13 protein-coding genes and 1 tRNA gene are annotated in these 15450 nt (G+C 69.1%); 3 read left to right on the top strand and 11 right to left on the bottom strand.

Features of this window, described 5'->3' with window-relative positions; genetic code table 11:
- Positions 1 to 3: 3 nt before the first annotated feature.
- Entirely contained in the window at positions 4 to 762 is a 759-nt protein-coding gene (locus ACFVQG_RS16160; protein ID WP_383382409.1) for a transcriptional regulator, read from the bottom strand.
- A gap of 107 nt (positions 763 to 869) precedes the next feature.
- Positions 870 to 944, bottom strand: a tRNA-Leu gene (locus tag ACFVQG_RS16155).
- Positions 945 to 1048: 104 nt separating this feature from the next.
- Between ACFVQG_RS16155 and ACFVQG_RS16150 the strand changes: the two genes are divergently transcribed.
- Positions 1049 to 1705: an ANTAR domain-containing response regulator gene (locus tag ACFVQG_RS16150; RefSeq protein WP_383382406.1), complete on the top strand. Its 657-nt coding sequence runs from the start codon at positions 1049 to 1051 to the stop codon at positions 1703 to 1705.
- Positions 1706 to 1783: 78 nt separating this feature from the next.
- On the opposite strand, the gene ACFVQG_RS16145 is transcribed toward ACFVQG_RS16150, so the two are convergent.
- The 9 genes from ACFVQG_RS16145 to ACFVQG_RS16105 all read right to left on the bottom strand — a co-directional run bounded on the left by ACFVQG_RS16145 (position 1784) and on the right by ACFVQG_RS16105 (position 11838).
- A complete protein-coding gene (locus tag ACFVQG_RS16145; RefSeq protein ID WP_383382403.1) occupies positions 1784 to 2500 on the bottom strand; it encodes an ABC transporter ATP-binding protein in 717 nt (238 codons plus the stop codon).
- Positions 2497 to 3405 (bottom strand): ABC transporter ATP-binding protein, encoded by a 909-nt coding sequence (locus tag ACFVQG_RS16140; RefSeq protein WP_383382400.1) that lies wholly within the window; start codon positions 3403 to 3405, stop codon positions 2497 to 2499. Before ACFVQG_RS16140 ends, ACFVQG_RS16145 begins: the two co-directional genes overlap by 4 nt.
- A gap of 5 nt (positions 3406 to 3410) precedes the next feature.
- Positions 3411 to 5240 (bottom strand): branched-chain amino acid ABC transporter permease, encoded by a 1830-nt coding sequence (locus ACFVQG_RS16135; RefSeq protein WP_383382397.1) that lies wholly within the window; start codon positions 5238 to 5240, stop codon positions 3411 to 3413.
- Between the two features lie 5 nt (positions 5241 to 5245).
- Complete coding sequence (locus tag ACFVQG_RS16130) at positions 5246 to 6178, bottom strand: branched-chain amino acid ABC transporter permease (protein WP_383382394.1); 933 nt, start codon at positions 6176 to 6178, stop codon at positions 5246 to 5248.
- A 113-nt stretch (positions 6179 to 6291) separates the two neighbouring features.
- Entirely contained in the window at positions 6292 to 7521 is a 1230-nt protein-coding gene (locus tag ACFVQG_RS16125) for a branched-chain amino acid ABC transporter substrate-binding protein (RefSeq protein WP_383382391.1), read from the bottom strand.
- 290 nt (positions 7522 to 7811) lie between these two features.
- Complete coding sequence (locus tag ACFVQG_RS16120; RefSeq protein ID WP_383383799.1) at positions 7812 to 8444, bottom strand: Tat pathway signal sequence domain protein; 633 nt, start codon at positions 8442 to 8444, stop codon at positions 7812 to 7814.
- Complete coding sequence (locus ACFVQG_RS16115; protein ID WP_383382388.1) at positions 8441 to 8830, bottom strand: hypothetical protein; 390 nt, start codon at positions 8828 to 8830, stop codon at positions 8441 to 8443. Before ACFVQG_RS16115 ends, ACFVQG_RS16120 begins: the two co-directional genes overlap by 4 nt.
- A gap of 174 nt (positions 8831 to 9004) precedes the next feature.
- Complete coding sequence (locus tag ACFVQG_RS16110; RefSeq protein ID WP_383382385.1) at positions 9005 to 9499, bottom strand: PaaI family thioesterase; 495 nt, start codon at positions 9497 to 9499, stop codon at positions 9005 to 9007.
- A gap of 59 nt (positions 9500 to 9558) precedes the next feature.
- The gene (locus tag ACFVQG_RS16105; RefSeq protein ID WP_383382382.1) at positions 9559 to 11838 is read right to left on the bottom strand and encodes an FdhF/YdeP family oxidoreductase; all 2280 of its coding nucleotides are present in this window, start codon (positions 11836 to 11838) and stop codon (positions 9559 to 9561) included.
- Positions 11839 to 12044: 206 nt separating this feature from the next.
- Between ACFVQG_RS16105 and polA the strand changes: the two genes are divergently transcribed.
- Both polA and ACFVQG_RS16095 read left to right on the top strand, forming a co-directional pair.
- Positions 12045 to 14771: a DNA polymerase I gene (polA, locus tag ACFVQG_RS16100; protein WP_383382379.1), complete on the top strand. Its 2727-nt coding sequence runs from the start codon at positions 12045 to 12047 to the stop codon at positions 14769 to 14771.
- Positions 14772 to 14911: 140 nt separating this feature from the next.
- A complete protein-coding gene (locus ACFVQG_RS16095) occupies positions 14912 to 15331 on the top strand; it encodes a hypothetical protein (protein ID WP_383382376.1) in 420 nt (139 codons plus the stop codon).
- Positions 15332 to 15450: the final 119 nt, after the last annotated feature.

Raw genomic sequence — 15450 nt, 5'->3', positions numbered from 1 at the left:
GGGTCAGTACTTGGGCCCGACGTGGGCGTCCATGAGGGCTACGGAGGCTTTGCGGGCGACGGATACGTTGAGCGTGCAGGACGTCCACTCGATGCCGAGGTTGTCGAGGGTGCCGGTGAAGAGGTTCCGGATGTCGTCCGACTTGTTGGTGAAGAAGTAGCGCGGGTATTCATAGCGCTTGCGTTCGCCAGCGACTGTGCGGGTCGTCCAATTGGTGATGCGGCAGCCGTCGGAGTGGATGAGGCCGCGGATGAACTCCCAAGGGTGAGCGTCGACGATGGCTTGCTGCCAGGGTTCTAGGGTGATCTTGCGGTGGTGCTTCATGCCGGGGCCGTGCTGTGGGAAGAGGCAGGGCCAGTGCTTGCTGGAGCCTGTAACGGCGACGCAGCCCTGCTTCTTGACGCGACACACACTGTTATCCGGGCGGACGGAGCGCATCGCGGCCTCGCAGGCGTCGATGATGCCTGGCCAGGTGTTGTCCAACACGATTCGCAGGAAGTAGACGCCCCGGCGGTGAGCGCTGATGCAGCCGTCACCGAGATAGAGGCCCAGCAGATAGGCGTATGCTGCTGGGTCCTCAGGCGGGCTGGGTGTCTCCTGGCATCTGGGGCAGGGGCGACCTGCACGTCGGCGAGGTTCGATACGGGTCCGCCAGGAGCGAATCGCTGCCCGGGATATGCCCGTCTCCTTGCTGACCGAGTTCAAGCTGCGCCCAGCGGCGACCAGCATCAATGCTCGCTCGCGTGTGCTGACGTCGTACATGCACCCACTGTGTGTTACTGATCGTGACGGCACGCAGCGAAAAGCGGATGTTCACGAGAACGTAAGCATCCGCTTGGTCGGCGTCAACCTTGGATCTGAAGGAAAAGTGCCCCGGGTGGGACTCGAACCCACACTGTATGGTGTTTGAGACCATCGTCTGCTGCCAATTGGACTACCGGGGCCCAAGGAATCGAAGGTTCACTTCGACTCTGTGCCAACTACCTTACCGCAGCTAGGTAGGCTCTTGGGAGCAGTACCTGCCTGCCCCGGAACAAGGAGCGCCCCAGTGACCGCCCCCGAGTCGCCCCAGCCCGTAGACGTGCCCGAAGACGACAAGTCGCACGTGCCTCCGCTGACGACCCGTGTCGTCATTGCCGAGGACGAGGCGCTGATTCGGCTCGATCTGAAAGAGATGCTCGAGGAAGAGGGATACACCGTCGTCGGTGAGGCCGGTGATGGTGAGGAGGCCGTGGAGCTGGCGCGGGAGCACCGGCCGGATCTGGTGATCCTGGATGTGAAGATGCCGAAGCTGGACGGTATCTCCGCCGCGGAGAAGATCGCCGAGGAGTCGATCGCCCCGGTGCTGATGCTGACGGCGTTCTCGCAGCGTGACCTGGTGGAGCGGGCGCGGGACGCGGGGGCGATGGCGTACCTGGTGAAGCCGTTCAGCAAGAGTGATGTCGTACCGGCGATCGAGATGGCCGTCTCGCGGTACACGCAGCTGAAGGAGCTGGAGAAGGAGGTCGCGGACCTCAGCCAGCGGCTGGAGACGCGGAAGCTGGTGGACCGGGCGAAGTCGATTCTCCAGACGGAGTACGGGCTGACGGAGCCCGCCGCGTTCCGGTGGATCCAGAAGACGTCGATGGACCGGCGGATGTCGATGCAGCAGGTGGCGGAGGCGGTCATTCAGGACGCCGAGGAGAAGAAGGCCGCCAAGGACTGACGTCGTCGTATACGGCGAGGCCCGCGTCCCCCCGAGTGGTCGGGAGGCGCGGGCCTCGTCGTCGTACCGGCGTGGGTGTCAGTCCTCGCCGAGGTAGGCCTTGCGGACCGACTCGTCGTGGAGGAGGTCCTGGCCGGTGCCGGAGAGGACGACCTTGCCGATCTCCATGACGTGGCCGTGGTCGGCGAGGGAGAGGGCGGCCTGGGCGTTCTGTTCGACGAGCAGGATGGTGGTGCCCTGGGACTTCAGTTCGGCGATGGTGGCCATGATCTTCTGCATCATGATCGGGGAGAGGCCCATGGAGGGCTCGTCGAGCATGAGCAGTTTGGGCTGGGACATCAGGGCGCGGCCCATCGCGAGCATCTGCTGTTCGCCGCCGGAGAGGGTGCCCGCGGCCTGCTTCCTGCGTTCGCCGAGGATGGGGAAGAGGTCGTAGGCGCGCTGGATGTCCTTTTCGATGCTGGGTTTGTCGTTGCGGAGGAAGGCGCCGAGGCGGAGGTTGTCCTCGATCGTCATGCGGGGGAAGATGTGCCGCCCCTCGGGGGAGTGGGCGAGCCCCAGGGAGACGATCCGGTGGGCGGGGGTCTTCTTCAGCGACTTGCCGTTGAAGCGGATCTGGCCGCCGACCGGCTTCAGCAGGCCGGACAGGGTGCGCAGGGTTGTGGTCTTGCCGGCGCCGTTGGTGCCGATGAGGGTGACGACCTGGCCTTCTTCGACGCTGAAGGAGATGCCTTTGACGGCTTCGATCTTGCCGTAGGCGACGCGGAGGTCCTCGACTTCGAGCAGTGCGGTCATCGGTCGTTCTCCTTGCCGGGCGCGGCGTCCGTGGTGGCGTCGGCGTTGGCTTCGGCGGCTTCCACTTCGGCGACCTCGGAGGCGCCGGGGGCGTCCTCGTAGGGTTCTCCGAGGTAGGCGGCGACCACGCGTTCGTCGCCCTGCACGGTGGCGGGGTCGCCTTCGACGAGCTTTTCGCCTTGGACGAGTACGGCGACGCGGTCGCAGAGGTTGAAGATGAACCGCATGTCGTGCTCGATGACGAGGACGGCGATGCCCTTGTCGCGGATGGCGAAGACGAGTTCCTCGGTGGTGCGGGTCTCCTGGGGGTTCATGCCCGCGGTGGGTTCGTCGAGGAGGAGGAGGCCGGGCTCGCTGGCGAGGGCGCGGGCGATTTCGAGCTTGCGTTGTTCGCCGTAGGGCAGGTTGCGGGCGAGGTGGTCGGCCTTGCTGGCGAGGCCGACGAATTCGAGGAGTTCCATGCCGCGTTCGCGGGAGGCGGCTTCCGCCTTGTGGAAGCCGGGGCCGCGTAGGAGGGCGGACCAGAGGCCTTCCTTGGTGCGGGTGTGGCGGCCGACGAGGACGTTTTCCAGGACGGTCATGTTGGCGAAGAGCCGGATGTTCTGGAAGGTGCGGGCGATGCCCGCGGCGGTGACCTTGAAGGACTTGGGCGGCAGGATGTTGCCTTTGTAGCGGACCTCTCCCTCGGTGGGGATGTAGAGGCCGGTGAGGCAGTTGAAGAAGGTGGTCTTGCCGGCGCCGTTGGGTCCGATGAGTCCGACGATCTCGCCGCTGTTGACGGTGAGGTCGACGTTGCGTACGGCGGTGAGGCCGCCGAAGCGCATGGTGACGCCGCGTGCGTCGAGGACGGGGGTGCCGGGGGTGGTGGCGCCGGGGGTGGTCTGGGTGGTGGTGTCGGTTGTCATGGTGGTCAGGCCCCTGCCTTGCTGAGGACTGTGGGCGGCTCGGCCTCTTCGTGGAATTCGAGCTGGCGGCGCCGGTTGGGGATGAGGCCCTCCGGTCGGAAGCGCATCAGCAGGACGAGCGTGAGACCGAAGGCGAAGAGCTGGAAGTCGCCGAGGAACTGGAGCTTGGCGGGGATCAGGTAGAGCAGGGCGGCGCCGACGAGGGGGCCGCTGATGGTGCCCATGCCGCCGAGGACGACCGCTGCGAGGAGGAAGGCCGAGTTGGGCGGGACCACGTGGGCGAACTGGTACTGCTCGGGTGTCACGGTGTAGGTGACGTGGGCCTGGACGGTTCCGGCGAGTCCGGCGAGGGCGGCGCCGAGGGCGAAGGCGATGAGTTTGACGCGGAAGCCGTTGATGCCCATGGCTTCGGCGGCGGTCTCGTCCTCGCGGATGGCGACCCAGGCGCGGCCGATGCGGGAGTCGGCGCTGCGTCGGAAGACGATCACCACGACGAGGGTGATCAGCAGCATCAGCAGGAAGTAGTTGGCGAAGCGGGCGATGGTGAAGCCCGCGATGCTGTGTTCGGCGCCGAAGTCGAAGCCCAGGATGTTGAGGTTGGGGATTGAGGAGATGCCGTTGGAGCCGTTGGTGATGTCGGGTCCGGAGGTGCCGTCCATGTTGAGGACGGTGATGCGGAAGATCTCACCGAAGCCGAGGGTGACGATGGCGAGGTAGTCGCCGCGCAGTCGCAGGGTGGGCGCGCCGATGACGACGCCGAAGATCATGGCGACGGCGGCGCCGAGGAGTGCGGAGAGCCAGAACGGCAGGTGCACGTCGAAGGGTGAGGATGGTGAGCCGGAGACCATGGCGGCGGTGTAGGCGCCGACGCCGAGGAAGGCGACGTAGCCGAGGTCGAGGAGTCCGGCGAGGCCGACGACGATGTTCAGGCCCAGGGCGACGGTGGCGAAGATGAGGATGTAGACGCCGATGGTGGCGTACTGGTCGTCGGACTGGGTGAACGGGAAGGCGGCGGCTGCGACGAAGGCGCCGATCATCGTCACGTTGCGGTGCTTGGCGGTGATGGCCGAGATGCGGCTGAGGAGTCCGGCCTTGGCGATGGCGGCGAAGCCGAAGCCCGCGGTGATGAGGAAGCCGACGAAGAGTTCGTCGTATTCGGTGCCGATGCCGTAGGTGAAGACGGTGAGGCCGATGGCCAGGGTGGCGACGATGACGAGGATCTCGGCGTAGGGGGGCAGTGTGCGCGTGGGTGCCGTGGTGGGTCCGGTGGCGAAGGCGGCGCGCAGGCTGTTGAGGTTCTGCCGGGTGGTGTGCCGGAACTGTTCCCAGGCGGTGTCGTCGGGGTCGGACGGTTCGGGGGCGGGCCGCTCGTAGGGCAGTGCCAGTGCGCCGAGGACGGCGGCGAGGGTGCTGGCCGCGACGACGTAGCCGCCGGGTTCGAGGTTGACGGTTCCGCCGAGGTCGATGGTGATGGCCAGGACGGTGTACCAGGCGGTGGCGAAGGTGCCGAGCGCGGTGAGTTTGAGGGCGCTGTCGGCACCGGCGGGGACGAGCCAGCGCAGGCCGCGGACGTCGTAGGAGGCGAGGCCGAACACGGTGGTGAGCAGGCCGCCGATGAGGACGAGGACCTGGAGTCCGCCGGGGTAGCCGTAGACGGTGAGGTCGCCGGGGAATTCGGAGGTCCAGGTCCAGGCGAGGAAGGTGGAGATGATCGTCAGGGCGCTGGCGCCGACGGCCAGGGCGCGGCCGATGTGTGGCGGGAGGGCGATGAGTCCCGTGTTCCGGCCGGTGTCGGTCTTGTGCGGGGTCTGCGGTGGTGTGGTCTGTGTGGTCATCGGTCTCACGCCCTGTCCGCGACGCGCTCACCCAGCAGGCCTTGGGGCCGCAGGAGGAGCACAAGGATGAGGAGTACGAAGGCCCAGACGTTGGCCCAGGACTGGCTGCCGAACTGGTCCATGCCGGGGATGTCGGAGATGTAGGCGGTGGAGAGGGACTCGGCGACGCCGAGGACGAGGCCGCCGAGCATGGCTCCGTAGATGTTGCCGATGCCGCCGAGGACGGCTGCGGTGAAGGCCTTCAGACCGAGGATGAAGCCCATGCGGAATTGCACTTCGCCGTACTTGAGTCCGTAGGCGACGGCGCCGACGGCGGCGAAGACGGCGCCGAGGGCGAAGGCGACCACGATGATGCGGTCGGTGTTGATGCCCATCAGTTTGGCGGTGTCGGGGTCCTGCGCGGTGGCCTGCATGCCGCGGCCGGTGCGGGTCTTCATGACGAAGTAGGCGAGGAAGGCCATGCTGATGGGGGCGGCGACGATCAGGAAGATGTCGCCGGTCTGGATGGTGACGTTGCCGATCTCGAAGGGTCCGCCGTCGATGTGCGGGAAGGTGATCGCGGATCGGGCGTCGGGGTACCAGACCCATACGGCCTGCTGGAGTGCCAGGGAGAGGCCGATGGCGGTGATGAGGGGGGCGAGGCGTGGTGCGCCTCGTAGGGGGCGGTAGGCGAACCGTTCCGCTCCCACGGCGACGAGGACGGAGACGATGACGCCTCCGATGAGCATGAGGGGGAGTGCGACCCACATGGACGTGCCGTCGGGCAGTACATACAGGTAGACGGTGAGCGCGCCGAAGCCGCCCACCATGAAGATCTCGCCGTGGGCGAAGTTGATGAGCTGGACGATACCATAGACCATCGTGTAGCCGATGGCGACCAGCCCGTACATGGATCCCAGTAGCAGGCCGTTGACCAGCTGCTGCGGCAGTTCGTTCACCGCATGTCCTCCGAGACGTGTCGATGATTCGACGGAAGTGGCCGGATGTGAGTGCGCGCGGGGCGCCAGTGGTGCAGCGCCCCGCGCGGCTCAGGGGATGGGTGCGGCTGGGCTCAGCCTTCGTAGGTGCCGGACTTGGCGGCCTTCCAGTCGCCGCCTTCGACGGAGTAGACGGTGAGCTGCTTGTTGGTGGCGTCACCGAACTCGTCGAAGGAGACCTTGCCGGTCACACCGTCGAACGAGACGTTCTGCATGGCGGCGGTGATCTTTTCGCGGGCGTCGTCGGGGAGTTCGCCGTTGTTGTCGTCGACGACCTTCTTGACGGCCTCGATGATCGCCCAGGCCGAGTCGTAGGAGTAGCCGCCGTAGGCCTCGTAGGCCTCCTTGTAGCCCTCGGTCTTGTAGTTGGAGACGAACTCCTGGGCGGAGGGCAGTTCCTCGACGGGGGCGCCGACGGAGGTGGCGAGGTCGCCGGTGCCGCTGGCGCCGGCGAGCTTGATGAAGTCGGCGCTGTAGATGCCGTCACCGCCGACGAGCGGGATCTTGGCGCCCGCGGCCTTGATCTGCTTGCTGAGCGGGCCGGCCTGCGGGTACTCGCCGCCGTAGTAGACGACGTCGGCGCCGGAGCTCTTGACCTTGGTGGCGACGGAGGAGAAGTCCTTCGTCTCGGGGTCGATGTGCTCGGTGCCGACGATCTTGCCGCCGAGCTTCTCGAACTCGGCGGAGAAGGTGGCGGCGAGGCCGGCGCCGTAGGTCTTCTTGTCGTCGATGACGAAGACCTTCTTCTTCTTGGCGTCGTTGAAGACGTACTGCGCGGCGAACGGGCCCTGGATGGCGTCCGTGGTCGCGGTGCGGAAGTACGACTTGTAGGTGCGGGCCTTGTTGGTCTGCCAGTCCTGGCCCTGGGTGAGGGCGGGGTTGGTGTTGGCGGGCGAGACCTGGACCAGCTTGGCGTCGTCGAAGACCTTCTGCATGGACTCGGCGACGGAGGAGTTCAGCGGGCCGACGACGCCGAGGACGTCGTCGTTGGCGACCAGCTTGGTGGCGTTCTGCTGGCCGGAGGCCGGCTGTGCCTGGTCGTCGAGCGCCTGTATCTCGAAGGTGACGCCCTCGACGTACTTCTCCTTGTTGGCCGTCTTGGCCGCGAGGTCGACGGAGTTCTTGATGCCCAGGCCCAGCGCGGAGAGGTCGCCGGTCAGCGGGGCGTCGACGCCGATGATGACCTTGGTGCCGCCGCTGCCGGAGTCCGAGCCGCCGTCGTCGTCGCGCGAGCCGCAGGCGGTGAGGGTGAGTGCTCCCGCCGCCAGCGCGGCGGTGATGGCGATGAGCGAACGTTGACGCACGATCAGTCAGTCCTTTCCCTGGCACGGCCCTTCCCCCTGGAAGCGACCGAGTCGAGCGCTGGGCCGAAGTGACAATCCGACGGCGCGGTGACTGGCGGTGACTCTAAGCGTGTGAGGGGAACGTGGAGGAGTACCTGACCAAGGCTGTGACGCTCTTGTTATGACACGACGTAATGCAGAGCGGTACTGAGTGGGTGGAACCGCGGAATTCCGGCCGATTCGCCCTGTCCGAATAGTGAGAACTCCCAGGCCCCGCCGGGGAAGTTCAGGGGTCTCGGCGGTTTTGGTGATTACCGAGAACTGTTGCTGCAGGCTACCTCCAGGGCCTCCGAGAGGTGCTGTGCGTAGCGTGCTCCCAGGATGAAACTGTGGGTTTGTATTGCACGCGTATTACGTAGAGTTACATCCAGGAAAGGGAGTCCGGCGTTCCTCGGTACTTTTTCGCATTCCGTCACCCGCATCGTGATAGCGATCTTGCGGGACGAACCGGCTTCTGTCCGAAAAGGTGCCCGGGGTATCGAGGTCACGGCGAGACCGGCGTACGGCTGGTCGATCCGGGTCACGGTGACCGGCGGGCCGGACAGCACGCTCACCACCACCTCGAAGCGGAAGCCCGCCGACGGGTCGGTGCCCTCGGTGGTCGTCTCGTTCAGATAGACCAGGTCGACGACCTGGGACGGGTACGGCGGGGCGGTCACGAGAGGTGCGGGGGAGGGGAGCGCGGGGGTGGGCGACGGCTGTGGCCGGGTGGCGTGGAGGTAGCCGCCGCCCGCGAGCAGCGCGGCGGCGGTCAGGGCCGCGAGGAGGGCGCGGCGGCGCCGGTCGGGCAGCCGCTGCAGTGCCGACGGCCGCCGTGGCCGCGGCGGGGCGGGTTCTTGTACGTGGGTGCCCTCGCCGGGCTCGACGGGGCCGACGCCGCTCACTGCCACGGGCCGTCGCTCGGGCCGCCGGTGCGGTACCAGTCCACGCAGCCCGCGCGGGCCCGGCGCTCGATCAGCGCGTCGGCGGCCTGCGCGCCGTGGCGCCGCTTCTCGGCGCGGGCGGCGTCCACGACCTCGCGCAGGATCTCGTACTGCCCGTTCGACAGGCCCATGGACTGGTAGTCGCCGTAGGTTCCGCTGTCCAGGACCTCGCGGGACCAGTGGGAGACGAGGCGGGTGCACAGGTCTTCGGGGGGTGTGGGGGTGGGGGACGGTGCGGCGCTGGTGCCCGCCGACGTCGGCGGTGAGTCAGCGGTGCCGCATCCCGTGGACAGCAGGGTCAGTAACAGCGCCGCCGCCCCCGTCCGGAGGGCCCCTTCCGTTGCCATGCCCCGACGCTACGGCGTACAGGGGGAGTTGGGCCAGGGGTCGGGGTGGTTGCCGGGCGGGGGCGGTCTCTTGGGGCGGGGTGGTCTCCTTGGGTGGGGGTGGCCTCTTGGGGCGGGGTGTTCTTCGTGGGCGGGGGTGGTCTCTTTGGGTGGGGGTGGTCTCTTTGGGTGGGCTCAGGTGGCCGTGCCGCCGCTGAAGCGTTCCGTGTCGCCGCGGTTGACGTCGCGCAGCATGCAGGTCAGCCGGGCGCTGCACACCCGGCGCCCCTCCTCGTCGCTGATCACGATCTCGTACGTCGCCGTGGAGCGGCCCCGGTGCAGGGGCGTGGCCACGCCGGTCACCAGGCCGGAGCGGGCGCCGCGGTGGTGGGTGCAGTTCAGGTCGACGCCGACGGCGATCTTCGAGGTGCCGCCGTGCAGCATGGACCCGATGGACCCGAGGGTCTCGGCGAGCACGGCGGAGGCGCCGCCGTGCAGCAGGCCGTACGGCTGGGTGTTGCCCTCCACCGGCATGGTGCCGACGACACGGTCCGCCGAGGCCTCCAGGATCTGCACGCCCATCCGGGTGCCGAGGTGACCGGCCGAGAAGAGGGCCTGGAGGTCGACGCCGAGCGCGGCGTATTCGTCGATGACTTCCTTCGGGAACTTCACGTGCTGCTGCTCGCCCATGGGGCCGCGCTCCGTTCGTCGTCTGTCGGGTCGGGTGACTCACCCTGCTGAGCAAACGCTCAGTCGGTGGCCGATTGTTCCAGACGGACCACGACGGATTTGCTGGCCGGGGTGTTGCTGGTGTCCGCGGTGGCGTCCAGCGGGACCAGGACGTTGGTTTCGGGGTAGTAGGCGGCGGCGCAGCCCCGGGCGGTCGGGTAGTGCACGACCCGGAATCCGGGCGCCCGGCGCTCGACGCCGTCGCGCCACTCGCTGACCAGGTCGACGTACGACCCGTCGGCGATCTTCAGGGCGTGGGCGTCCTCCGGGTTGACCAGCACCACCCGACGGCCGCCGGTGATGCCGCGGTAGCGGTCGTCGAGGCCGTAGATGGTGGTGTTGTACTGGTCGTGCGAGCGCAGCGTCTGCAACAGCAGCCGCCCCTCGGGCAGTTCGGGGTACTCGACGGGCGCGGCCGTGAAGTTGGCCTTGCCGGTGGCGGTCGGGAAGCGGCGCTCGTCGCGGGCGGCGTGCGGCAGGACGAAGCCGCCGGGCCGGGCCACGCGCGCGTTGAAGTCCTCGAAACCGGGGACCACGCGCGCGATGCGGTCCCGGATGGTCGCGTAGTCCTTCTCGAACTCCTCCCAGGGGACGACGCTGTCCGCGCCGAGCACCCGGCGGGCCAGGCGGCACACGATCGCCGGTTCCGACAGCAGGTGCGGGCCCGCCGGGTCCAGTCGGCCGCGGGAGGCGTGCACCATGCCCATGGAGTCCTCGACGGTGACGAACTGCTCGCCGCCGCCCTGGAGGTCGCGCTCGGTGCGGCCCAGGGTGGGCAGGATCAGGGCGCGCGCGCCGGTGACGGCGTGGCTGCGGTTGAGCTTCGTCGACACGTGCACGGTCAGCCGCGCGCGCCGCATGGCGGCCTCGGTGACGTCGGTGTCGGGGGAGGCGGAGACGAAGTTGCCGCCCATGGCGAAGAAGACCTTCGCCTCGCCGTCGCGCAGGGCGCGGATCGCGCGTACGACGTCGTAGCCGTGCTCGCGTGGGGGAGTGAAGCCGAACTCCCGCTCCAGGGCGTCGAGGAAGGCGGGGGCGGGGCGTTCGAAGATGCCCATGGTGCGGTCGCCCTGCACGTTCGAGTGGCCGCGCACCGGGCAGACCCCGGCGCCGGGGCGGCCGATGTTGCCGCGCAGCAGCAGGAAGTTGACCACCTCGCGGATGGTGGGCACGGCGTGCTTGTGCTGGGTGAGGCCCATGGCCCAGCACACGATCGTGCGCTCCGAGGCGAGGACCATGTCCAGGGCGCGGCGGATCTCCTGCTCGGTCAGGCCGGTGGCGGTGCGGGTCGCCTCCCAGTCGGCGGCGCGGGCGGCCTCGGTGAACTCCTCGTAGCCATGGGTGTGTTCGCGGACGAAGTCCTCGTCGACGGCGCCCTCGGTGTCGAGGATCAGCTTGTTGAGGAGGCGGAAGAGGGCCTGGTCGCCGCCGATGCGGATCTGGAGGAAGAGGTCGGTGAGCGCGGCCCCGGTGGTGAGGCCCTTGGCGGTCTGCGGGTTCTTGAAGCGTTCCAGGCCCGCCTCGGGCAGCGGGTTGACGGTGATGATCCTGGCGCCGTTGGCCTTGGCCCGCTCCAGGGCGGCGAGCATGCGGGGGTGGTTGGTGCCCGGGTTCTGACCGGCGACGATGATCAGGTCCGCCTGGTGGAGGTCCTCCAGCAGGACGCTGCCCTTGCCGATGCCGATGGTCTCCGTCAGTGCCGAGCCCGACGACTCGTGGCACATGTTGGAGCAGTCCGGCAGGTTGTTGGTGCCCAGTTCGCGGGCGAAAAGCTGGTAAAGGAACGCCGCCTCGTTGCTGGTGCGGCCCGAGGTGTAGAAGACGGCCTCGTCGGGGGAGCCGAGGGCGGTGATCTCCTCGGCGATGATGTCGAAGGCGCGCGCCCAGGAGACCGGCTCGTAGTGGTCACCCCCTTCGGGGAGGTACATGGGGTGCGTCAGCCTGCCCTGCTGGCCGAGCCAGTAGCCGCTGCGGTCCGCGAGGTCGGCGACGGGGTGCGCGGCGAAGAACTCCGGGGTGACCCGGCGCAGGGTGGCCTCCTCCGCGACCGCCTTCGCGCCGTTCTCACAGAACTCGAACGTGTGCCGGTGGTCGCCCTCCGGCCAGGCGCAGCCGGGGCAGTCGAAGCCTTCCTTCTGGTTGACCCGCAGCAGGGTCAGCGCCGTGCGCTTCACGCCCATCTGCCGCTGGGCGACGCGCAGGGAGTGCCCGATGGCCGTGGCCCCGGCCACCGCGTGCCGGGGGGCACTGACCTCCGGCGCGTCCTGGACGGGATCACCCTGGGGCGGCTTCGTGGCCATCGCACGCTCTCCTTTGACTGCGCGGCTGTGTGCACGGCACGTGACTGCGTGTACTGCATCTGTGAGGTACGTCTCCGATCCTCGCACGGCGGACCGACAGCGGGACCGGCCGGGACGCACGCCCGGCGCCAGCAAAGCTTGCGGGTGCCGCCGGGCCGGGGTGCGGGTGGGGCCGACTGTCAGTGGGGCGTGGCAGGATCGGGGACGTGGCAGAGACAGCATCGAAGAAGACCGACAACACCTCCGGCGGTGAGCGTCCCCGGCTGATGCTCATGGACGGGCACTCGCTGGCGTACCGCGCGTTCTTCGCGCTGCCCGCGGAGAACTTCACGACCGCGACGGGCCAGCCGACGAACGCGATCTACGGCTTCGCGTCGATGCTCGCCAACACCCTGCGTGACGAGGCTCCGACGCACTTCGCGGTGGCCTTCGACGTCTCCCGCAAGACGTGGCGCTCGGAGGAGTTCACCGAGTACAAGGCGAACCGCTCCAAGACCCCCGACGAGTTCAAGGGCCAGGTCGAGCTGATCTGCGAGCTGCTCGACGCGATGCACGCGCAGCGCTTCGCGGTCGACGGCTTCGAGGCCGACGACGTGATCGCCACCCTCGCCACCCAGGCCGAGGCCGCCGGTTTCGAGGTGCTGATCGTCACCGGCGACCGGGACTCCTTCCAGCTGGTCAGCGAGCACACGACCGTGCTGTATCCCACGAAGGGCGTCTCGGAGCTGACCCGGTTCACCCCGGAAAAGGTTCTCGAGAAGTACGGCTTGACGCCCACGCAGTACCCCGACTTCGCCGCCCTGCGCGGTGACCCCTCCGACAACCTGCCCGGCATCCCCGGCGTCGGGGAGAAGACGGCCGCGAAGTGGATCAACCAGTTCGGTTCGTTCGCCGAGCTGGTCGAGCGGGCCGAGGAGGTCAAGGGCAAGGCCGGGCAGAACCTGCGCGACCACCTGGAGTCGGTCAAGCTCAACCGCCGCCTCACCGAGCTGGAGCGGCAGGTGGAGCTGGACCGGGGCGTCACCGACCTGGGCAGGGCGCCGTACGACCGCAAGGCCGTCGCGATGATCCTGGACACCCTGGAGATCAGGAACCCCTCGCTGCGCGAGCGCCTGTTCGCCGTCGACCCCGGCGCGGAGGAGGCCGAGCCGACGCCGGTCGCCGCGGACGGCGTCGAGCTGGACGGCAGAGTGCTCGGCACCGGCGAGCTGGCCCCCTGGCTGACCGAGCACGGCGCGGAGGCCCTCGGCGTCGCCACCGTCGACACCTGGGCGCTCGGCAACGGCTCCGTGGCCGAGGTGGCGCTGGCCGCCGCGGGCGGTGCCGCCGCCTGGTTCGACCCGGCCCAGCTGGACGAGGCCGACGAGCGGGCCTGGGCCGCCTGGCTGGCCGACGCGGGCCGCCCGAAGGTCTTCCACAACGCCAAGGGCGCGATGCGGGTCTTCCCCGAGCACGGCTGGACGGTCGAGGGCGTCACCATGGACACCGCGCTCGCCGCCTACCTCGTCAAGCCGGGCCGCCGCTCCTTCGACCTGGACGCGCTGTCCCTGGAGTACCTGCACCGCGAGCTGGCGCCTGCCGCCGCGGCCGACGGCCAGCTCGCCTTCGGCACGGACGACGGCGCCGAGGCCGAGGCGCTGATGGTGCAGGCCCGCGCGATCCTCGACCTGGGCCAGGCATTCGAGGGCCGCCTCGAGGAGGTCGGCGCCGCCGATCTGCTGCGCGACATGGAGCTGCCCACCTCGGCGCTGCTGGCCCGGATGGAGCGGCACGGCATCGCGGCCGACCGGGCGCACCTGGAGGCCATGGAGCAGATGTTCGCGGGCGCCGTCCAGCAGGCGGTGAAGGAGGCCCACGCGGCGGCCGGGCACGAGTTCAACCTGGGCTCGCCCAAGCAGCTCCAGGAGGTCCTCTTCGGTGAACTGGCGCTGCCCAAGACCAAGAAGACCAAGACCGGATACACCACCGACGCCGACGCGCTCGCCTGGCTCGCCACGCAGACCGACAACGAGCTGCCGGTGATCATGCTCCGCCACCGTGAGCAGGCGAAGCTGCGCGTCACCGTCGAGGGCCTGATCAAGACGGTCGCCGCGGACGGCCGCATCCACACCACGTTCAACCAGACGGTCGCCGCGACCGGCCGCCTGTCGTCCACCGACCCGAACCTGCAGAACATCCCGGTGCGCACGGACGAGGGCCGGGCGATCCGCCGCGGCTTCGTCGTCGGTGAGGGCTTCGAGTCGCTGATGACCGCCGACTACAGCCAGATCGAGCTGCGGGTGATGGCCCACCTGTCCGAGGACGCGGGCCTGATCGAGGCGTTCACCTCCGGTGAGGACCTGCACACCACCGCCGCCGCCCAGGTGTTCTCCGTGGCGCCCGCCGCGGTCGACGCGGAGATGCGCCGCAAGATCAAGGCGATGTCGTACGGCCTGGCGTACGGGCTGTCGGCCTTCGGCCTGTCCCAGCAGCTGAGCATCGAGGCGGCTGAGGCCCGCGCCCTGATGGACGCCTACTTCGAGCGCTTCGGCGGCGTACGGGACTATCTGCGCCGGGCGGTCGACGAGGCGCGGGCGACGGGGTACACGGCGACCCTGTTCGGGCGCCGCCGCTACCTCCCGGACCTCAACAGCGACAACCGCCAGCGCCGCGAGGCCGCCGAGCGGATGGCACTCAACGCGCCCATCCAGGGCACCGCGGCCGACATCGTCAAGATCGCCATGCTCAATGTCGACCTGGCGCTGCGCGAGGCGAAGCTGAAGTCCCGCATGCTCCTTCAGGTGCACGACGAAATCGTCCTGGAGATCGCCCCCGGCGAACGCGAGGCCGCGGAGGAACTCGTCCGCCACGAGATGGCCACGGCGGTGCGGCTGCGCGCCCCGCTGGATGTCTCGGTGGGCGTGGGCCCGGACTGGGAGTCGGCGGCGCACTGACGCCGGTGGCCAAGGGGCCTCGCGTATCCGCGCGAGGCCCCCGCCCGGGCGTCCGGCACCCCTCCGGCCCCCGAAAGGGCGTCACTCAGGTGGCCCCCGCGGACGGGCCCCCGCCGCCCCGGGCCCGTAAGGATGCCGCCATGGGTATACGCATGCTCAGCCGCAAGGCGGCCCCCGCGCCGCTTCCGCCGGTACCGGCCTGCGCGGTCGGCGCGAGCACCGCCCGCATCCCCACCGATGCGGCCACGGCCTTCCGCCACACCGCGCCGGATCTCTGGCACCGGCTCGCGCACCGCACCGGCCGGGAGGCGCGGGACGTACGACAAGAACGACGAGAACGGCAAGAACGGCAAGAACGGCAAGCGCAGCAAGCACGGAAAGTACGGAAAGTGCGGGAAGAAGGGGACAGGCCCCCCGTACCACCCCGGCGGCCCTGGGCCGATCTGGCCCGCGGCTACCTCGCCCTCCTCCTCACCCTGCTGCCGAGGCCCCATGCCACCACCCCCACCGTCACCGTCTTCGTGGCGACAAACCCGGTCACGCCGGACCCCGCGAACTGACCCGGCACCGCCGCCCCAACGGGATGTGGCCAACCGGTGAAAACCGGACGTGAACGCCTCCCGGCGCGCGGGAAGTTGTCGTAGGGTCGCCTGGGTCGACAAGAGCTACCGGGCAGAAG

Origin of the sequence: Streptomyces sp. NPDC057877 (genome assembly GCF_042796855.1) — a bacterium.
In the GTDB taxonomy this organism is placed as follows: Bacteria; Actinomycetota; Actinomycetes; order Streptomycetales; family Streptomycetaceae; genus Streptomyces.
Note: the sequence above shows the minus strand (reverse complement) of the source record. Positions and strands in the feature narration are given on the sequence as shown.